The organism is Pseudomonas multiresinivorans (genome assembly GCF_012971725.1).
Classification (GTDB): Bacteria; Pseudomonadota; Gammaproteobacteria; order Pseudomonadales; family Pseudomonadaceae; genus Pseudomonas; species Pseudomonas multiresinivorans.
Genome location: NZ_CP048833.1, coordinates 3,559,554 through 3,578,659, shown reverse-complemented (window position 1 = coordinate 3,578,659; position 19,106 = coordinate 3,559,554). Strand labels below are relative to the sequence as shown.

The following is a 19,106-nucleotide window of genomic DNA, read 5'->3' as shown; positions in this document are numbered from 1 at the left end:
AGGCCATTCTCCCGCTCGGCCCTATGGGATAGAAAAAAAGGGGCCAACTTAAGATCTCTATTCCTTCTCATCCTCCCTCCCCAGAATTAGGCAGATTATCAGCCTTGTTAATCGCTCTCAGAAGAGCCTCTTGTTTCCAATTGAGGTCTAACCCCTCAGGGTTCACGAAATCCTTATACCAAGTTACGAGAAATAAATCGTACCCACTTGGCAATCTGTCAAAATGATCTGTCTTAATCGATCGAATCAATGGGCTGGGGTGTACAAAATGATAATTCGTATCCATGCCAAAATGCTTATCAACTGCCTCCACAGGCAGTTGTTTGAATAATTCAAATATCTGCCGCTCCCACTCAAATCGCAATTCCGACCTGAGGGGTAATCCAAAGCCATTATTATTAATATGAGTGGTTAACGCCAAATACTTTTTAACAGCGTCGCCCGCCTTGCCTATTATCAAATTAGTCCACGCATTCTCAACACCCTCCCACAGGGCGGGATTCTGGTGGAACTCCGCCAATAACTTGGCATACCCACTGAGTTCCATTAGATCCAATAGAACTGACGTTGCAATCCTGAAGTCATCCTCCAAGGTTGCAGGAACAATAGCAACTGGCCTCAACTGCTCAAAGCGCGTAATACACCCAGCTAAGTATGTATGAAAAATAGCGCCGGTGAGCGTGCCATCATTTTCACACAAGGCCTTCAAAAATGACTCGCCCGTTATAAAATAAAACTGCCCAGCATAGTCTGGATAGTTTTCATTCTTATCAGCAAGCATGAGAATTGCTTGATTTGCAATTGATTTGGCAAGCTCAGCTTTTCTATCCGCGACATTTTTTTCCATTGCATCTAGATCTACGGAAGCCCACGGAAGGCCAAGCAAACATCTGGCACTCGCCGAGTCTTCCCATGTTGTCTTTAGGATCTCTATAGTGCGGTCAGCCTTGTACCAGAACTCGTGCTCTCTACTATGAATACAAGCCTTCAACCACCTAAATTCATATGTCGAGAATTTTTCAGAAAGACCAGCATATAAAGCTTTTGATCTATTTGAAAGCTGTGAAATATGTCCTGCTAAAGCTTTCGAAAATCCGAGATTCAAAATATCGACTTGATACTATGTCGGCGATATCACGCGCCCTTCTGAAAGCTTTTCTACTGCAATCCGATCAAACAACCACTCTCCTTGAGAGACAAGATATGATGGAAGCCCAACTCCATACAGGCTGCCCTTGCTCCCCCAATTTATTCTTTTTAAAGACTCGGAAAAGGCGGTTACATTTACGCTTTCACTGTGATTCGCCAGTGCAAGAGCAATAGATATAGGGATAGTGGCGATCCCCTCTATGATCGACAGCCTCTCCAAATCTACAAGTTGAGATGATGCAGGGGATTGAGACTTTACCGCCTCAGATACGGTCTCTGATATCTCCTCGGCAAAATCAAAGGCTCTTTCAAGAAATCCACTTATAACGAGAACCTGAATATATTGATCTAGGTAGTTCAAGAGACTTTTTGCCTCAAGAAATCTACCGCCCTCAATAGAGACTGACAGTGCCTGAAGGACATCTCTCTGCAATTGAATTTCCATCCAAAACTGCGACCTTGTCATTTCCGGTTGCAGTGCCGTGCCGGTTTTATGCGCTATCATGACGTTATGGCCAGCAGTTGAGTACCAGTCTCTATGTTTGAACTGCAATGGATACCAATCGCTATCTGTCGGTATTTTCATCTTAAGATATTGATAGCTGGACAGAAAACCCAATATTCGGCCTGAAAGTTGAATAAGCGACTTTCCATTTAAGTGATTCTCCTTTATCGTAATATCAAACAGAACCCTCAACGTCTCAATGCTTATATTTGCCGATCTATTGGCATGCTTCTGAAAAGATTGATCACTCCAATACGGGCTGCCCGCCATTACAATTGAAATCGCCTTATTGAAATCTTCAAATATATGGTAAGACAAGGCAGTGGGAAAAAATTAAACGCCGTCTTTCCAAGCCTAACAAATGCTATCACTCCCATTCCTGCAAGAACTGCAATTAGAGGGATCGCCACTAGTATCTTTGAAAGTCCTACTAAGCGCAGCGCTATCAACATCACGCACAACACGGTTAGAGTTGACAAAAACCTCATGTAAACACTACCAGAACGCTCTCTAGCAAGTAGCACTCTAATGTTGTTAGGGACTTTCGCGTAAATCGCACTACCTACTGAGGTAAGCGCAGCATAATATAAGCCAATGAACACACCGCCCATGCCCGCCACCGCGGCAAGAAAGGTTATATAGTCCGCGTCACTCGGGAATTTCCAACCCCAATTTTCGAGCTTTGGCGCGGCCAAATGATCGACGGCAACCAACGCGCCTACAGTAATTGCAGCGATAGCAATTGAGAGCAGCGTACTTTTAAGCGTTACGATAAGTGATCGAGTATCATCGATCCCCCTCCTAACTCCTTCCTTCACAACGTGCTTATTTGCTCGATAGCTAAATTGTGTTTTAGCCATTAGCTTCCTGGCTTCCCAGTAGCCCTTGACATCAATTATTCGGAAATTTAAAAACTTCCTCATCACCAATTAATCCCTTCATGGTTACAACGCCACTTCGAATCTAGAGCTTCAATTTTTCCATCTGACAATATAATGCCATTCTTGAACTTATGAAATATATAGACCACTAGCGATCGCTGGGACGTGCTGCGGCCATTCGATGAACTCAACTGGTGGCATGGGCTATCCAGCCAGACGATGTCGTTCAATTCCGACAAGGTGAAAGACCGACTGCCGGGCGATCGATACGAGCTAAAGGTCGGCCAGCAAGGGCAGGTCAGCAAGAACACCAGCGTCTGGGGTAGCGTCGCTGCGGAGACGGGGTAGGAAGTTCACAAGGCATCTGAGGTACAAATTGGAGTGAAGTACGACTGGTAGTTGTATCAGGCAGCAGGAGCCGCCCTCGAAACAACGGGGCTGTTTTTTGCCAAGCACATGTCCGCTTCGGGCCGGAACCTGCCATCGGCAACAACGAAGTTTGCATTTGCCAACCGGCCTTGCTTGACCGCTGCAAGCCTTCCCCATAACCTCCCGACGCCCCTGTGAAAGCGACGGGGGACGGGTTTGGCGACTCGAAAAACTACCTAGGCGCGGTGACGCTTCGTCAGACCGTGGCGTGTCAATACGTCCACGGTTCTGTGCTATGGCGGGCCGCACAGGGAGACCTTCGGGTCTGCCGGGACCTAGGTAGCCGGTTCGCCAACCCTGTGTGGCTCCGCCTCCCTCATCGTTTGGCGACGATCAGGGCGGTGGTTTCTTGAAACTACCTAGGAAAAGCACATGGACGACCTCTACGTTCCCACCGTTTTCCACCGCTACAACCGTTCCCTGCGCGGCGTGTTGATCGACAACCAGCCCTGGTTGGTCGCCCGCGAGCTGGGCTATCTGATCCGCGAGCGGGTCGAGACTTATGTTCTTCGTCTGGATGAAGACCTGTTTCGCGAAGCGCGCCTGGTGACGGGCGGCGGCGAGGAGGTCGCGTTGCTGGTGAATGATTTTGGCGCTTTCCATGTGCTGCATCGATATCGCGACCCGGAGCATCGGGAGTTGCGCCGGTGGATCACCGGGCATGTGTTGCCGGTGTTGAGGGATCAGGAGCCTGGCAGGGCGGGATTCCCGCAGCGCATGCAGGCAAGACGGGACGGCCGTGCGCTGGCGGTGCTGGATTGGCAGGGTGAGTTGTGGGTGCCGATGCATGAGGTGCCGAGATTGATGCGTGAGGAGCGGCGCGGGCGTTGGTGGCGCAGGGAGTAGCCGGTTGCGGTGGAGCAGCGGCGGGCTCCTGTCCGACCGAGTCCCGGGAGTCCGCTTCCCGCAAGCGGGAGAGGACCGCGCTGGGCAGGATGAGGTAGGCCACCCGCTCCGGCGATTCAGTGCCGTCGAACTGGGCCTGCGTTGTGCGTGGCGCGGAGATTGCCTTCCGTTGCTCCGTGTGACTACGATCCGTGATTGTAAATAGCCATGCCCTATGCGCTGGCACTCCAGGAGTATCAAAGGCGCGTGCTTGCGCCGCTCCTGCAATGTTCGGCTCCCGTTGCCATCCCTCCACTAGCGCGAACCTATGGTCACGACTGTCATCCTCAGCATGCTCTGCGTGCACCTGCTCTGTTTCTGCGTGATGTTCCTGCTGATCAGCAGGCGACTGAATGGCCGGAAGATGGGCATGGATGTGTTTGCGCTGGGCAATCTGTTGCTGGGGCTCGCCTATATCCTGCAACTGCTGGGCGGCCCGGCAAGCTGGGGGCTGATGAGTGTCGTCAACCACACGCTGACGCTCTGCGCGCCGGTGGCCTATGTGCTGGGTGCGCTGCGTTTCTTCGACCGCCCCACGCCAGTGTGGCGCCCACTGCTGACGCTGGCCGCCGGCTACCTGTTGGCGCAGGTGCTGGTGCAGACGCTGTTCGGCTCGGCGGCGCGCCACGCGCTGCTGGCGGGATCCTGCGCGGTGCTGTTCCTGACCATGACCGTGGCGGTGTTGTATGCCGGACGAACCGTTGCCAGGGATCTTCGCGTGGAGATGGTGGTGTTTGCCGTGTTGATCGGCGGCATCTGTGCGCTGAATGCGATCAAGTTCGTGATGATTCTCCAGGGAGGAATGGGCGCGCTGGATATGAACAGCAGCTTCCAGCGCACCTTCTACATCTACATGTCCTTCCTGGGGACGGTGCTGCCTCCGTGCGCCGTCTGGCTGGTGCTGCGCCGCCTGACGGATGAGCTGCGCACCATGGCTGCCCATGACCCGCTCACTCATCTGCTCAACCGGCGGGGCTTGCTCGACGGGCTGGAGGCGCACTTCCGCTCCCGGCGTGCCGGTGCGGCTTACCTGTTGATCGTGGATATCGACCACTTCAAGCGCATCAACGATACCCACGGCCATCAGGTGGGCGATCTCGTGCTCTGCCATGTCGCGGAAGTCCTCAAGAGCACGGCGCGCCAGGGCGACCTGATCTGCCGCCTGGGCGGCGAGGAGTTCGTGGTGATTGCCCTGAACACGGACGGAGCGGGTGCCTTGCAACTGGCGGAGCGCACGCGAGTGGCGATTGAGCACAGCCAGGTGCCCGGCGTCGGTGCGGGTCAGCCGATCCGCTGTACGGCGACCATCGGTGTTTCGCCTGAATTCAGCAGCGCGCATGCGCTGGATGGCGTGCTGCAGCAGGCCGATGCGGCGCTGTACCGGGGCAAGACTTCGGGGCGCAATCGCGTGGAAGGGGTTGTTGCCTAGCGGCTGGTCGCTTCGGGATTGGGCGGTGGCAGCGGGTTCGCGAGCGGGCTCGCTCCTGCGGGGTAGCTGGGTAGGGCGGAAAACGCGATAGCGCAATTCGCCGCCAGGGGCTGGCGGATAAGCGGTTACAGGCTGTTCGTCCTGCGGTCTAGGCGGGGCGTACTGTCGAGGGTGGCTCGGTGTTGGACGTTGCCCTCACCCCAGCCCTTTCCCTGAAGGGAGAGGGCTGGGGAGGGGACGGAGCCAGACGGAAGAGTTTGCCTTCGCTCAGCCGTCACGCGGCCGGCGGGGTGCCTTCGGCGTTGGCGACCACGGCGTCGATCTGGATCGAGGCGCCCTTGGGCAGGGCCGAGACGCCCACGGTGCGGCGCGCCGGCGTGCCGCCAGGGAAGCAGCTGGCGTACACCTCATCCACTGCGGCGATGTCGTCGATGTTGGTCAGGAAGAGGTTGACCTTCACCACATCCGCCAGGGCATGGTCGATGCTTTCGACGATGGCTTTGAGGTGCTTGAAGCACTGCGCGGCCTGTTCCTTCACACCGCCTGCCACCAGCTCACCGGTCCGTACGTCCAGCGGCAGCTGGGCGGAGATGTGGTTGTAGTGGGAGAAGGCGACGGTCTGGGTGGAGTAGGGGCAACGCGGCGCGGCGTCGGTGTTGTGGGCCTTGATGACGATGCCGTGGCGGTCTTCCACCGCTTGCGGCGGGGTGCCGTCACCGTGGGAGACCACGGCTTCGACCTGTACCAGCGCGTCCAGCGGCAGGGCTTTCACCGTCGCCACGGTGCGCGCCGGGAAGTAGCCGACGGCGCGGGCAATGGCGGAGTCAGGGAAGAAGGTGGTGTAGACCTGGTTCACCGCTTCCATGTCGGCGAGGTTCTTGACGAAGACGGTGATCCGAACGATGTCATCGAAGGGCACGTCGATGCCTTCGAGGATGTTCTTGATGTTGCGCAGGCACTGCGCGGTCTGTTCCTTGATGCCACCGGATACCAGCTTGCCGGTGCGCGGGTCGATGGGCAGCTGCGCGGACAGGTTGTTGTAGTGGGAGAAGGCCACGGACTGCGTCGAGAGCGGGTTCAGCGGCGCATTTTCGGTGCTGCCTTCGACCTTGATCAGGTCGCCGGCCTGCGGGGCGTTGGGGATGGTGCCTTCACCGCAGGTGATGAGGGCTTCGACCTGCACCTGGGCGCCCAGTGGCAGCGCTGCCACGCCAACGGTGGTCAGGGTCGGGACGTAGTCCGGGAAGAAGCTGGCGTGGACTTTGCCGACGGCTTCGGCGTCCGCGATGTTGGTCAGGAAGATCGAGATACGGACGCTGTCGTCCAGTTTGTGACCGATGCTTTCCACCACGGCCTTGAGGTTTCTGTAGCACTGTTCGGCTTGTTCTTTCACGCCGCCGGCGACCAGTTTTCCGCTGGCAGGGTCGATGGGCAGTTGCGCCGACAGGTTGTTGTAGTGGGAGAAAGCGACGGTTTGCGAGTAAGGGCCGGTGCCCTGGGGTGCCTTGTCGGTATTTCTTGCCAGTACTGCGTTGTAGCCACTCATAGGGTGCTCCCTGGTTTGCTGGGAATCCGTGGGTTTCGTGGCAAAGGCTCAGTCCGGTTCGTTATCGGTCGTTGCCACTGTTCATTCAGACGACGGATATCGAACTCGTCGAGAGGCGCGCAGACTATCGAGTCTCCAGGGGTGACCCCTTTGACTTAAGGCAAGCGTAGTGGGGTCTTCTTACCGGGTTGTTTCAATTGGCGATGAGCGTTAGTCGGGATGGTTTGCAGGGGGGCTGGGAGGGCTTGAAGCGGAGTCAGTGCGTTTCATGGGAATGCCGTGCCGGGGCGTCTCCCTCTCCCTAACCCTCTCCCTGAAGGGAGAGGGGACTGTCCTGTGCAGGGAGTGCCCGCAACTTCAGCCGGCACTGACGGCTCCCTCTCCCTTCAGGGAGAGGGCTGGGGAGAGGGGCTCTTGGGGACTACTAAAAGATATAGTCAGTTGTCAGGAAGCTCGAATCGCGGTCGCGGATGATCTGGCTGATCAGCTCCTTGTTGGCGTCGGTGAAGCGCGTGGCGACCAGGGTGCGGATGGAGAAGGTGCGCAGGGCGTCATGGACGGAGAGGGTGCCTTCGGCGGAGTTCTTGCGGCCGTTGAAGGGATAACTGTCCGGGCCGCGCTGGCACTGGGCGTTGATGTTGATGCGGCCCACCTGGTTGACGAAGGCGTCCACCAGCGGGCCGATCTGCGCCGGATCGTTGCCGAACAGGCTGAGCTGCTGGCCGTAGTCGGATTGCAGGACGTAGTCGATCACCTCGTCCAGCTCGCGGTACGGCACCACGGGCACCAGCGGGCCGAACTGTTCTTCGTTGTAGAGGCGCATGTCGGCACGCACAGGGCTGAGCAGCGCGGGGTAGAAGAAGCTCTCGCGACTCTCGCCGCCGCCGGCGTTGATGATCTTGGCGCCCTTGGCCAGGGCGTCCTCCAGTAGACCCTTCAGATAATCAACCTTGCCCGGTTCGGGCAGCGGCGTCAGCGCCACGCCTGGCTCCCAGGGCATGCCGGGCTTGAGTTCGGCGAGCTTGGCGCTGAACTTGTCGAGGAAGCTGTCCAGCACATCCTCATGGACGAAGAGGATCTTCAGCGCGGTGCAGCGCTGGCCGTTGAAGGAGAGGGCGCCGGTGATGGCCTCACTGACGGCGTTGTCGAGGTCGACGCTGGGCAGGACGATGCCGGGGTTCTTGGCGTCCAGGCCGAGAGCGGCGCGCAGGCGGTGCGGGCGCGGGTGGAGCTTCTTCAGGTCTGCGGCGCCGGAGTGGGTGCCGATGAAGGCGAAGACGTCGACCTTGCCGCTGGCCATCAGTGCGCTGACGGTCTCGCGGCCGCGCCCGTAGATGACGTTGATTACCCCCGGCGGGAAGCTGTCGCGGAAGGCTTCGAGCAGCGGGCGGATCAGCAGCACGCCGAATTTGGCGGGCTTGAAGACTACAGTGTTGCCCATGATCAGTGCCGGGATCAGGGTGGTGAAGGTTTCGTTCAGCGGGTAGTTGTACGGGCCCATGCACAGCGCGACGCCCAGCGGCACGCGGCGAATCTGCCCGAGGGTGCCCTGTTCCAGTTCGAAGCGGCTGGAGCGGCGATCCAGCGCCTTGAGCGCCTCGATGGTGTCGACGATGTAGTCGCAGGTGCGGTCGAACTCCTTCTCCGAGTCCTTGAGGTTCTTGCCGATCTCCCACATCAGCAGCTTGACCACGGCGGTGCGCTGCTCGCGCATGCGGGCAAGGAAGCGCTCGACGTGGGTGATGCGCTCGGCCACGCGCAGGTTCGGCCATTCGCCCTGGCCGTTGTCGTAGGCGGCCACGGCGGCATCCAGCGCGGCGAGGGCGGCGTCGGCATCCAGCAGCGGCGTACTGCCGAGGGTCACCTGTTGATCACCTTCATCGGTGGCGAGGAAGATCGGGCTGCGCACGGGAGCCAGCGGGCCGTCCCAGCGGAGCAGTTCGCCGTTGACCAGGTATTCGCGTTGCTCGACAGGGGCATCGGGGCGCCAGGCGTCGGGGATGTCGGTGAGGCGGGGGAACAGATGGTCGAGCTTGTTGTTGTCGGGCATGACTCATCCCTCGGGGAAGGTGGGCGACTGGTCTGTTTCAGAGCGTAGCGGTATTCAGATAAATCGATTCAGCTTTGAGAGTACAGGGCGCGCCTATGTAGGGCGAATAACCGCTTGCGGTTATCCGCCGCCGGGTTCGGTGCACAGGGTTTGGCGGATAACGCGTGCCGCGTTATGCGCCCTACGAATCGGGGGTATTGATGGGTATCGCTACGCTCCACCCATCCTACGGGAGCCCCGATGAGCTTCGTGCGTAGGATGGGTGGAGCGTAGCGATACCCATCGATCAGGACATCAGACAAACAGCGACAGCAGCAGGATGAAGCCCAGGCCGACCACCGAGAGAATGGTCTCCATGGCCGTCCAGGTCTTGAAGGTCTCCATCACGCTCATGTTGAAGTACTGCTTCACCAGCCAGAACCCGGCGTCGTTGACGTGGGAAAGGATCAGCGAGCCGGCGCCGGTCGCCAGTACCAGCAGTTCGCGATTCACGCCGGGGATCAGGTCGATCACCGGCACCACGATGCCTGCGCCGGTGATGGTGGCAACGGTGGCGGAGCCGGTGGCGATACGGATCACCGCGGCGACCAGCCAGGCCAGGAGGATCGGCGAAATCTGCGCGTGGACTGCCATGTGGCCGATCACGTCGCCCACGCCGCTGGCCACCAGCATCTGTTTGAAGCCGCCGCCGGCGCCGATGATCATCACGATGGCGGCGGTGGGCGCGAGGCTCTGGTCGAGCAGCTTGAGAATCTTCTTCGAGTCGAACCCACGGGCATGGCCGAAGGTGTAGAGCGACAGCAGCAGTGCCAGGAGCAGGGCGGTGATCGGGTGGCCGATCATGTCCAGCCAGGCGCGTACCACATGGCCATCGGCGAGCATGACGTCGGCGAAGGTTTTCAGCAGCATCAGGAACACCGGCAGCAGCACGGTGAACAGGGTGACGCCGAAGCTGGGCAGGTTGCTGGTGTCCGGCTCGTGGGCGATCTGCGCGACCAGCTCTTCATTGGGCTGGCCGGGGATCATCTTCGAGATCCAGGCACCGAAGATCGGGCCGGCAATGGCGGCGGTGGGCAGGGCGACCAGCAGGCCATAGAAAATGGTCTTGCCGATATCCGCGCCGAATACGCCGATGGCCAGCAGCGGGCCCGGGTGCGGCGGCACCAGGCCGTGCACGGCAGAGAGGCCGGCGAGCAGCGGGATGCCGATCTTGATCAGCGACACGCCGCTGCGCCGGGCGACGATGAACACCAGCGGCACCAGCAGGATGAAGCCGATCTCGAAGAACAGCGGGATGCCAACCAGGAAGGCGGCGAACATCATCGCCCAGTGCACGCGCTGCTTGCCGAAGGCCTGGATCAGCGTGCGGGCGATCTGATCGGCGCCGCCGGACTCGGCCATCATCTTGCCGAGCATGGTGCCCAGCGCAAGGATGATGCCGACGAAGCCGAGCACGCCGCCAAAACCGTCCTGGAAGGATTTGACGATGGTCGCCACCGGCATGCCGGAGGTCAGGCCGAGGAAGCCGGCGGCGATGATCAGGGCGACGAAGGGATGGATCTTGAAGCGGGTGATCAGCAGGATCAGGCCGATGATGGTGACCACCGCATCCAGCAGCAGATAGGTCTCGTGGGACATGCCGAGCATGGGGCTCTCCTGTTGTTGTCGTTGTGTGCCGGAGCGGCTTTAGGTTGAGATAGCGCTATCTTGAGCAGGCAGGCGCTACCAAGGTCAGTCGCTGGAATGCTGTCGCCACCACAGGTGCGCGGCTTCGGCCAGGTCGTCGACCGGGCGGGTGGCATCCAGGTGCAGGGTCAGCGGTTCGCTCAGCGGCGGTTCGAGGGCGGCGAACTGGCTGTCGATCAGGCTGGCCGGCATGAAGTGACCGGGCCGGGTGGCGACGCGCTCGGCGGCGGCGTCACGGGTCAACTCCAGGAACACCACGCCCAGGCCGGGCACCGCGCGGCGCAGGCGTTCGCGGTAGATCAGCTTGAGTGCGGAGCAGGTGAGTACCGGGCGCTGGCCGGCGGCGATGGCCTTCTGCAGTTCGGCGGCGAGGGTATCGAGCCAGCCGGCGCGGTCTTCGTCGGTGAGCGGGATGCCGGCGCTCATCTTCTCGATGTTGGCGGCGGGGTGGAAGGAGTCGCCTTCGATGGCGAACGCGCCGTTGCGCAGGCACAGCGCCTCGCCGACGCTGGATTTGCCGCATCCGGAGACGCCCATGATGAGGACGGCATCGATGGAAGGGGTCATGGAGAGCCTCATTGCTGAGACAGCGCTGTCTTTGTTGGGCATAACGAAAAGCATCGGCTGCCTCCGTATTCTTGTCATTCTAGTCGGTCTGTCTCGGCGGTTTCGGCGGTGCTCTGATAACGAGCAAGGGACCGGCGGGCGAGGGTCAGCGGAGCTGGTCTCAGGCAATTGCCCTGGTCGCAAGACAGCGCTACCTTAGTGCCTCGATTTTTGTTTGGCAATACGCCCGATGACCGTCAAGAAGAATGACAAGAAGAACGACAAAAGCTCCCGAACGACTGGCAGGCCAACACTGGATGAAGTAGCGCGCCGCGCCGGAGTAAGCCCGATCACCGCTTCGCGGGCGCTGCGCGGGGTGAGCACGGTGGCCGAGGAACTGGCGGAAAAGGTCCGACAGGCGGCCAGCGAACTGGGCTACGTCGCCAACCCGGCCGCCCGCGCGCTGGCTTCCAAGCAGAGCCACAACATCGTGGTGCTGGTGCCGTCGCTGGCGAACCAGTTGTTCATCGAAACGCTGGAAGCCATCCACGCGGTGATGCACCCGCGCGGCCTCGAAGTGCTGATCGGCAACTACCACTATTCCCGCGACGAAGAAGAGAACCTGCTGCGCAATTACCTTGCCTATCAACCGCGCGGGTTGCTGCTGACCGGCTTCGATCGCACGGAAAGCGCACGACGGATGATCGAGGCGAGCGGCGTGCCGAGCGTCTACATGATGGACCTGGACCCCGGCGCGGGGCTGCATTGTGTGGGCTTCTCGCAGATTCGCGCGGGGGAGGCGGCGGCCAGACATCTGCTCAAGAGCGGCCGCAAGCGCCTGGCCTACATCGGTGCGCAGCTGGACCAGCGCACGCTGCTGCGCGGCGAGGGTTATCGCCGCGCACTGCAGCAGGCGGGCTGCTACGACCCGGCACTGGAAATCCTCACGCCGCGCCCGTCGTCGGTGGGGTTGGGCGGCGAGCTGTTTCGCCAGTTGCTGGCCAGCCAGCCGCAGGTGGAAGGCATCTTCTTCGGCAACGACGACCTGGCCCACGGTGCGCTGCTCGAAGCCATGCGCCACGGCATCCGCATCCCTGAGCAGGTGGCGGTACTGGGCTTCAACGACCTGCCCAGCTCGGAGTTCATGGTGCCGCGCCTCTCCAGCATCCGCACCCCACGCAAGGCCATCGGCACCCATGCGGCGGAGCGACTGCTCGACCTGATCAACGACAAGCCGGTGAGCGAACCGGTGATGGACCTGGGGTTCGAGTTGATGGTGCGGGAGAGCAGTTGACTCCAGCGCTTTCGTAGGGCGCATAACGCGCCAGCGTTATCCGCCGTGAGGCATCCGGCGGATAACCTGTTCCAGGTTATTCGCCCTACGGAAAATGGCGGCGCGCGGGTGCCTTGTAGGAGCGAGCTTGCTCGCGAACAGATCCCCTGGCTGCGCTGGCGTCAAGCGGTTCGCGAGCAAACTCGCTCCTACAAAAAGCAGGTTCCCGCAGATATCTCGCGCATAAAAAAGCCCGCTGGAGCGGCGGGCTGAATGCGGAGGCAAAACAATCCGGCGGGCAAGCCGCCGGAGCAATCACTCAATACGCATCGCTCATCCCATCGGTGATGGTGATGCCCTGCTTGCGCATTTCCTGGATCAACCCGGCGCGGGTGCCGGGCAGGTTCATCAGGGCCTGGTAGCGCGTGGCTTTCACTTCTTCGGCGGTGTACGGCTTGAACTCGGCGGGCATGCTGTCGCCAGCCATGCCTTCCTTGCGCAGCAGCCAGTTGAGCAGGTCGGCCAGTTGCGCGTCGTTCAGCGCGGACTGCGACATGCCCGGCACACGCACAAGGAATTGCCGCCCTCCGTCCACCTTGAGGAAGTTGCCGACGAAGCCGTGCAGGCGCGGCGTGTCGTTGGCTTTGCTGCCGCTGCCTTCGGTGAGGTGGCAGCCGGCGCACTGCAACTGGTAGTTGGTGGCCGGGGTGTAGCTGAGCTGGGAGATCGGCTTCTGCACCGCCTCGTTGCCGGGTGCCGGGCGCTGGTGCGGATCGGGGATCGCGCGGGCCTGGGCAATGGGGGCGACCAGGCTGCAGAGCAGGGCGCCGACAACGAGACTACGCATGGACTTCTCCCGACCTAGACCGCGACGCCGCGGATGATGGTGACGGTGCAGTTGTAGATGCGCGATTCCGCGCCCAGGCACCAGTTGACGTCGTTGTTGTTGAACGGACGGTACAGCGGTTCCTCGCTCTCGTTGCGGGTACAGGCGCACTGGGAGCAGCTGTGCTTACCGCAGCAGTCGTTGTAGGAAATGATGTAGTCCTTGCCGTCCGCCGGGTTGCGGCAGGTGCCGATCCAGGTCACCTGGGAAGCATCGGTGCCGGGCGGGCAGGAGGTGGTGGTGCCGCCGCAGCAGGTGCAGAGGAAACCGTCGATGGAGCAGTAGCGCCAGTAGTCGCAGCTGTTCGGATCACCCGGATCACCGGCCTTCGGCGCCTCGGCGGCCAGGGCCTTGGAGGTGCGGTCGATCGGCAGGATGATCGGCAGCGCCGCGCCGGCCACCAGCAGCGAGCCGAAGCGGCCCAGCAGCTTGCGCCGCGAGGTGACGTTGGCCACCTGGCGGGAGGAGCGCTCGAACAGGTTGTCGAGGAATTTCATTCTTGTTCTCTCCGTGATCAGTGGCTGTGGCCGTGGCTGGCGTCGTGGGTGTGCACGCCGTTGTGGCTGTGGCCATTCATGTACTGCTGCAGGGTGGCGCTGCCCAGGTGCTCGACCTCGAACAGGCTGTCCAGGTGCTCGCGGGAGTTCACCAGGCCCTTGGCGCGCAGCACGCCCCTGCTGTCGATCAGCGCGGCGTAGGGCAGCTTGCCGATCTGGTAGGTCATGCCGACTTCAGGGCCGACCACGTAGGCGGCTTTTTCCAGGCCGTGCTCGGCGATCAGCGCCTGCTGGGCGGCCATGTCGCCGTCGCTGACGTAGATCACTTCAAGTTCGCCGGCCTTGTCCTTGGCGATGGATTTGATTGCCGGCAGCAGCGATTTGCAGATCGGGCAGGTCGGCGAGAGGAAGAACAGCAGCTGGCCGCGCTCGCCTTCATAGCCGAAGTTGACCGGGCGACCGTGGCGGTCGGCGGCGGTGACTTTCGGCGCGGGCTCGTTGACGGCCACGCCCTTGTCGACCATCAGCGCGCCGGCCGGAGCGATGCGGCCATGCAGGACGCCGATCTGGCGCACCAGCGCCATCACGGTGAAGGCGAGGGCGATGAGCAGCACCCAGAGAAGAATGTTGGAAACGATCAGGCCTTCCATTTGTTCACCTTCCGATGAGTTTGAGCAGACGGGGATGGTTCGCCAGCAGGCTGTCGGCCGCGGCGTACAGGAGCAGGGTGACGGCGCTGGCCGCGAGGATCACGAAGGCGTCGAACACGCCCAGCTCGCGAGCCTGCGGAGCGCCGGCGGCGAGCAGGGCGAGCGCCGCGATGATCGCGTTGCGCAGCAGCAGCACCGGGCGCAGCGGTTGCATCTGGCCGGGGCCGGAGCAGCCGCAGTCGATGTCACGACGACCGCGCCAGAGGTTGATGCCGATGGCGCCGGCATAGAACAGGATCAGCGCGGTAGCGGCCAGGGCCGCCATATGACGGCTCGCCGGCACCAGCAGGGCGAAGGCGATGACGCCCTCGACCACCGGCAGCACGCGGGCCACCGGGCCGACCAGCGAGGCTGGCAGCAGGCCGTAGTCTTCGACCTGACGGGCGAAGCGCATCGGCGCGCGCAGCTTGTGGCTGGCGGCGCTGGCGAGCAGCACCGCAACGGCCACCGCACTGGCGATGATCAGGATCGGATCGGAAAACATATCCGTACCTCTCGGGGATGACTTGCTAAAAGGCTTAGTGGCTCAGGACCAGGATCGGCGTCTTGGCGATCTTGTCCATGCTGCCGTTGTACTTGCCGGTCTTCAGGTCGAAGATCTGCAGGCCGCCTTCGATGTCGGTGCCCAGCAGCAGCGGCTTGTCGTCGGTGGTGGCGTGCAGGCTCCACACCGGCTTGGGCGCTTCCAGGGTGCCGATCTTCTTCTGCGTCTTCAGGTCGTAGACCCAGATGAACGGGCTCGGGTCTTCCCATTTGCCGGCGCTGTGCTCTTCATGCATCAGCACGTACATGCGGTTCAGCTTGGGCGCTACGGCCATCAACTGCCAGCCACCGGTGCCCCAGCCCTTCTTGCGTTCTTCGTCGGTGGTCAGCGACCAGCTCGGCAGCATCTTCGGCTTGTCGCCGGAAACGTCCACCGGCTTGACCATGCCGTCGGTGGTCACGAAGAAGTAGGTCTCGCCCACGGCCAGGCCACGTTCGTTGAGCTTTTCCTTGTTCGGGTCGAAGAAGGGCGTCTGGCTGCGGCCGACTTCCTTGCCGTCGTCGCCGATCCTGGTGATCTGCAACTGGCCGTCACCGCACAGCGAGGCGAAGCTGCGCTTGCCCACCGGGTAGTTGAGTACGCAGCCGCTGATGGCGATTTCGCTGGCGACCTTTTTCTCCTGCGTGTCGACCACGGTGACCGAGGTGGACGGGGTGAAGTTGTAGATGTAGACGAAGCGGTCGTCGGAGCTCGCGCCCAGGGCGTACTTCTGGGTCAGGATCGAGGCGCGCTTGGCCGGGATTTCCACTTCCCACTTCGGACGCAGGTTCGAGGTGTCCCAGGCGGTCAGCACGTCGGTGCGCACGCCGCGGGTGCCGCGGGAGTAGAAGGTGTCGGCGGAGTACAGGGTCTTCTCGTCGTGGCTCAGGGTGGACGGAGCGACGAAGCCGGTGCTGACCATGCCGAGCATCTTCTTCTGCTCGGGGTCGACCACGGTGACGCGGCCGGCGATGAAGTTCTCGAACTCCACGTCGACGATGTACGCACGGTGCGGCGAGGGCGGGAACGGCAAGACGTTCTCACCGATGCTCTCGGTCGGCAGCTCGGCGTGGGCTGCGCCCATCGCGAGGCACGTGCCCAGCGCGAGGACCGATGGAGCGAGGAACCTGGCGACGCTCATTGGGTTACTCCCTATTCTTGTGTTGGCGGGCTTTTCGTGGCTTGTCCGCCAGCCACGGGGAGTGGATGGCGGACGGAAGATTGAGGAGAGTCTGCCTGTGTCGGGGTGCGCCGGACTTGTTGTCCGTGCCATTTCCTTGTCTGGGGGTGACAGGGTGTCGCAGGGAGAAAGTGCAGACGTCCGTGGCGTTTGGAAGGAGAAAATCCGCCGAACGGCACAGACATGGATCAAGGCTTTCGTCAGTTTTGGTGCGAAAAAGCTGCATCGTGCCCCGAAAATCCGCACAATGCACATTTGAGCTATCTTGAAACGCCGTTACACCCACCGGAAGTGTGCATTGTGAACAGTTCACAATGTTCGTCATGCTCAAAATTTCCGCGTCGTTCCTGATTGGCTTTTCCGGCCCGCTATTTGCGTTGTGCCGGGAGTCCTCAACCAATCCTCGCGGAATGCCTCCCGATGAAAAATGCCTCGATGAGTTCCCCCAGTGAGTTCCCCCTGAGCGCGACGCCCAGGGAAGGGCGCAAAGGCCTGCTGCCCATCGCCATGGTCCTGTTCAGCTTCACCTTCTTCACCGGCACCATGTTCGCCGGCGGCAAGATCGGCATGGCCTTCGACTTCGTCGACATGCTCTGGGTCGCCTTCATCGGCAACGTGCTGCTCGCCATCTACGCCGCCGCCCTGGGCCTGATCGCCTCGCGCAGCGGCCTGAACACCGTGCTGATGGGGCGCTTCTGCTTCGGCGAGCGCGGCAGCAAGCTGTCCGACTTCCTCCTCGGCTTCGCCGAACTGGGCTGGTACGCCTGGGGCACTGCCACCGTGGCCATCGTGCTGGTGAAGATGCTGAGCCTGCCCGAGTGGCTGAACATCCCGCTGATGGTGGTGTTCGGCCTGCTGTTCTCGGTCACCGCGATCATCGGCTTCAAGGGGCTGGACATCATGTCCCGCGTCTCGGTACCGCTGATGTTCATCCTGCTGGTAGCTTCGATGGTCATCGCGACCAACCACGCGGGCGGCTGGAGCGGCCTGTTGGCGAAGGAACCAAGCCAGACGCTGACCTTCTCCGCCGCCGTGACCATGGTCTTCGGCACCTTCGCCAGCGGCGCGACCCAGGCCACCAACTGGACCCGCATGGCCCGCAGCGGGCGCATCGCAGTCATCGCCAGCGTGGTCGCCTTCCTCATCGGCAACGGCCTGATGATCGTCGCCGGCGCCTGGTGCGCGATCGTCTACCAGAACGCCGACATCGTCGAAGTGATGGTGCTGCAGGGCCTGTCCTTCGCCGCGGTGATCATGCTCTGCCTGAACCTGTGGACCATCCAGGGCCCGACCATCTACAACGTCTCCGCCGCCGCCTGCCACCTGGTGCGCAGCGAGCGCCGCCGCACCATGACCCTGCTGGCCGCCGGTATCGGCATCATCCTGGCCATCGGCGGCATGTACGAATGGCTGATCCCGTTCCTGGTGCTGCTGGGCTCGATCATCCCGCCGCTGGGCGGCGTGATCATGGCGGACTACTGGTACCGCAACCGCGGTGAATACCCGGCGCTGGTGGGCACCCACATCCCGGCGTTCAACGTCTCCGGCCTGGTGTCCTACGCCGTCGGCGCGGGCCTGGCCTACGCCTCGCCGTGGATCGCACCGCTGGTGGGCATCGCCGCCTCGGCCATCTGCTACATCGTCCTCACCGAAGTCACCCGTGCCCGCGCGCCGGTGGCCGAGCCGCGCGCTTGAGCCTGAGCGTCGAGGAAATCCTCCGTCTGCCGGGGCTGGAAAGCCTCGCGCTGCGGGCTGGCGCGCGCAATGTGCATCGCAGCGTGCGCTGGTCCTACGTGGCGGAGAACGTCGGCATTGCCGACTGGGTGATGGGCGGTGAGCTGGTGTTCGTCACCGGCATCAACCACACCCGTGACGAAGCCAATTTGCTGCAGCTGGTGCGCGAAGGCGTCACCAGCGGCATTGCCGGCATCGTCATTCTTACCGGCGACGAGTTCATCCAGCGCATTCCCGAGTCCGTGGTGCATCTGGCCGAGGTGGAAGGGTTGCCGCTGATCGAGCAGCCCTACGCGCTGAAGATGGTCATCGTCACCCACCTGATCGGCACGGCGCTGGTGCAGATGACCCAGGTGAAGACCTCGCGTCGGGACATCCTCGGCCAGCTGCTGAGCGGCGACTTCCCCAGCCTGGAGATCGTCCGTCGCCGTGCGCAACACCTGGAGTTGCCGCTGGAAGCCCCGCGGCGCCTGGTGGCGCTGCGGCTGTCCGGCGTTGACAGACTATTCCAGCAGCACGAACCGGAAGAGGCCGAGCGCGCACTGCAACGCACCCGCCAGCGACTGCTCGACCATCTGGAAAGCTGGCAGCAGGAACGCCCCGAGCGCCTGCCGGTGGTGATCCAGGGCGACCTGTTCGTCCTGTTGCTGGCCGATTCCGAAAGTGCCGAGCGCCCCGAACTGCACGCCCTGGCCGCCGAACTGCAGCAGGATCTGGCTCCGCTGCGCGCCTACCTCGGGCTGTCTGCCCGCGCCGATTCCTGCGCGGAATATCCCCGCGCGCTGCTCGAAGCCCGCCAGGCGCTGGATGTCGCCGAAGGCATGCAGGCGCCCGGTGGCTTCTGCGACTACCGTGAGCTGGGCGTGCTGCGCCTGTTGCGGGCGATCCCCGATCGCGCAGTGATCGAGCAGTTCATGAAGGACACCCTCGGCCCGCTCAACGATGCGGGCCGCAAACAGCCGCACCTGCTGATCGAGACGCTCGACGCGCTGGTCCAGGAAGGCGGCAACGCGCTCAAGGCGGCACAACGCCTGGGCATCCATCGCAACACCCTGAACCAGCGGATTGCGCGCATCGAGACCCTCAGCGGCCAGTCCCTGGACGACGCGCAGTTCCGCCTGAATACCTCCGTGGCGCTGCTCATCTGGCGCATGTCCAGCGCGCCGCGCCACGAATAGCCTGAAGAGGACCTTTGAT

18 protein-coding genes are annotated in these 19,106 nt (G+C 61.7%); 6 read left to right on the top strand and 12 right to left on the bottom strand.

What is annotated here, in order from left to right; translation table 11 throughout:
• Positions 1-67 precede the first annotated feature (67 nt).
• The 3 genes from G4G71_RS16245 to G4G71_RS16235 form a co-directional block, all read right to left on the bottom strand.
• On the bottom strand, positions 68-847 hold the full coding sequence (locus tag G4G71_RS16245) for a hypothetical protein (protein WP_169939090.1): 780 nt from the start codon (positions 845-847) through the stop codon (positions 68-70).
• Positions 848-1,120: 273 nt separating this feature from the next.
• A complete protein-coding gene (locus tag G4G71_RS16240) occupies positions 1,121-1,924 on the bottom strand; it encodes a hypothetical protein (RefSeq protein WP_169939089.1) in 804 nt (267 codons plus the stop codon).
• The gene (locus tag G4G71_RS16235; RefSeq protein WP_169939088.1) at positions 1,924-2,577 is read right to left on the bottom strand and encodes a hypothetical protein; all 654 of its coding nucleotides are present in this window, start codon (positions 2,575-2,577) and stop codon (positions 1,924-1,926) included. The genes G4G71_RS16240 and G4G71_RS16235 overlap by 1 nt, the downstream gene beginning before the upstream one ends.
• A 177-nt stretch (positions 2,578-2,754) precedes the next feature.
• Between G4G71_RS16235 and G4G71_RS30260 the strand changes: the two genes are divergently transcribed.
• The 3 genes from G4G71_RS30260 to G4G71_RS16220 all read left to right on the top strand — a co-directional run bounded on the left by G4G71_RS30260 (position 2,755) and on the right by G4G71_RS16220 (position 5,278).
• Positions 2,755-2,883, top strand: coding sequence for an autotransporter outer membrane beta-barrel domain-containing protein (locus G4G71_RS30260; RefSeq protein WP_420826018.1), 129 nt, complete (start codon positions 2,755-2,757; stop codon positions 2,881-2,883).
• A 453-nt stretch (positions 2,884-3,336) separates the two neighbouring features.
• Positions 3,337-3,810 carry a BRO-N domain-containing protein gene (locus G4G71_RS16225; protein ID WP_169939086.1) on the top strand — a complete coding sequence of 158 codons (474 nt, stop codon included), beginning with the start codon at positions 3,337-3,339 and terminating at the stop codon, positions 3,808-3,810.
• A 307-nt stretch (positions 3,811-4,117) separates the two neighbouring features.
• Positions 4,118-5,278: a GGDEF domain-containing protein gene (locus G4G71_RS16220; RefSeq protein WP_169939085.1), complete on the top strand. Its 1,161-nt coding sequence runs from the start codon at positions 4,118-4,120 to the stop codon at positions 5,276-5,278.
• A gap of 274 nt (positions 5,279-5,552) precedes the next feature.
• Here G4G71_RS16220 and G4G71_RS16215 read toward each other — a convergent pair whose 3' ends face one another.
• The 4 genes from G4G71_RS16215 to G4G71_RS16200 all read right to left on the bottom strand — a co-directional run bounded on the left by G4G71_RS16215 (position 5,553) and on the right by G4G71_RS16200 (position 11,127).
• Positions 5,553-6,824: a RidA family protein gene (locus G4G71_RS16215; protein WP_169939084.1), complete on the bottom strand. Its 1,272-nt coding sequence runs from the start codon at positions 6,822-6,824 to the stop codon at positions 5,553-5,555.
• A 424-nt stretch (positions 6,825-7,248) separates the two neighbouring features.
• On the bottom strand, positions 7,249-8,874 hold the full coding sequence (locus tag G4G71_RS16210; protein WP_169939083.1) for an NADP-dependent glyceraldehyde-3-phosphate dehydrogenase: 1,626 nt from the start codon (positions 8,872-8,874) through the stop codon (positions 7,249-7,251).
• 294 nt (positions 8,875-9,168) lie between these two features.
• Positions 9,169-10,521, bottom strand: a complete 1,353-nt coding sequence (locus G4G71_RS16205) for a GntP family permease (protein WP_024762473.1) — start codon at positions 10,519-10,521, stop codon at positions 9,169-9,171.
• Positions 10,522-10,605: 84 nt separating this feature from the next.
• Positions 10,606-11,127 (bottom strand): gluconokinase, encoded by a 522-nt coding sequence (locus G4G71_RS16200; RefSeq protein WP_024762474.1) that lies wholly within the window; start codon positions 11,125-11,127, stop codon positions 10,606-10,608.
• A 229-nt stretch (positions 11,128-11,356) separates the two neighbouring features.
• On the opposite strand from G4G71_RS16200, the gene gntR reads away from it, so the two are divergent.
• Positions 11,357-12,400: an HTH-type transcriptional regulator GntR gene (gene gntR / locus G4G71_RS16195; protein WP_169939082.1), complete on the top strand. Its 1,044-nt coding sequence runs from the start codon at positions 11,357-11,359 to the stop codon at positions 12,398-12,400.
• Positions 12,401-12,698: 298 nt separating this feature from the next.
• Here gntR and G4G71_RS16190 read toward each other — a convergent pair whose 3' ends face one another.
• Genes G4G71_RS16190 through G4G71_RS16170 form a run of 5 tightly spaced genes read right to left on the bottom strand, consistent with a single transcriptional unit; the run spans position 12,699 to position 16,136 of the window.
• Positions 12,699-13,226: a c-type cytochrome gene (locus G4G71_RS16190; RefSeq protein WP_169939081.1), complete on the bottom strand. Its 528-nt coding sequence runs from the start codon at positions 13,224-13,226 to the stop codon at positions 12,699-12,701.
• Between the two features lie 14 nt (positions 13,227-13,240).
• Positions 13,241-13,762, bottom strand: a complete 522-nt coding sequence (locus G4G71_RS16185; RefSeq protein WP_045217996.1) for a methylamine dehydrogenase light chain — start codon at positions 13,760-13,762, stop codon at positions 13,241-13,243.
• Between the two features lie 17 nt (positions 13,763-13,779).
• The gene (mauD, locus tag G4G71_RS16180; RefSeq protein WP_169939080.1) at positions 13,780-14,412 is read right to left on the bottom strand and encodes a methylamine dehydrogenase accessory protein MauD; all 633 of its coding nucleotides are present in this window, start codon (positions 14,410-14,412) and stop codon (positions 13,780-13,782) included.
• Between the two features lie 4 nt (positions 14,413-14,416).
• Entirely contained in the window at positions 14,417-14,956 is a 540-nt protein-coding gene (locus tag G4G71_RS16175) for a MauE/DoxX family redox-associated membrane protein (protein WP_169939079.1), read from the bottom strand.
• A gap of 34 nt (positions 14,957-14,990) precedes the next feature.
• The gene (locus tag G4G71_RS16170) at positions 14,991-16,136 is read right to left on the bottom strand and encodes an amine dehydrogenase large subunit (RefSeq protein ID WP_169939078.1); all 1,146 of its coding nucleotides are present in this window, start codon (positions 16,134-16,136) and stop codon (positions 14,991-14,993) included.
• A gap of 474 nt (positions 16,137-16,610) precedes the next feature.
• Here G4G71_RS16170 and codB point away from each other — a divergent pair, with 474 nt between their 5' ends.
• Entirely contained in the window at positions 16,611-17,870 is a 1,260-nt protein-coding gene (codB, locus tag G4G71_RS16165) for a cytosine permease (RefSeq protein ID WP_054910255.1), read from the top strand.
• Positions 17,867-19,087 carry a PucR family transcriptional regulator gene (locus G4G71_RS16160; RefSeq protein WP_169939077.1) on the top strand — a complete coding sequence of 407 codons (1,221 nt, stop codon included), beginning with the start codon at positions 17,867-17,869 and terminating at the stop codon, positions 19,085-19,087. Before codB ends, G4G71_RS16160 begins: the two co-directional genes overlap by 4 nt.
• The last annotated feature ends 19 nt before the right edge of the window (positions 19,088-19,106 follow it).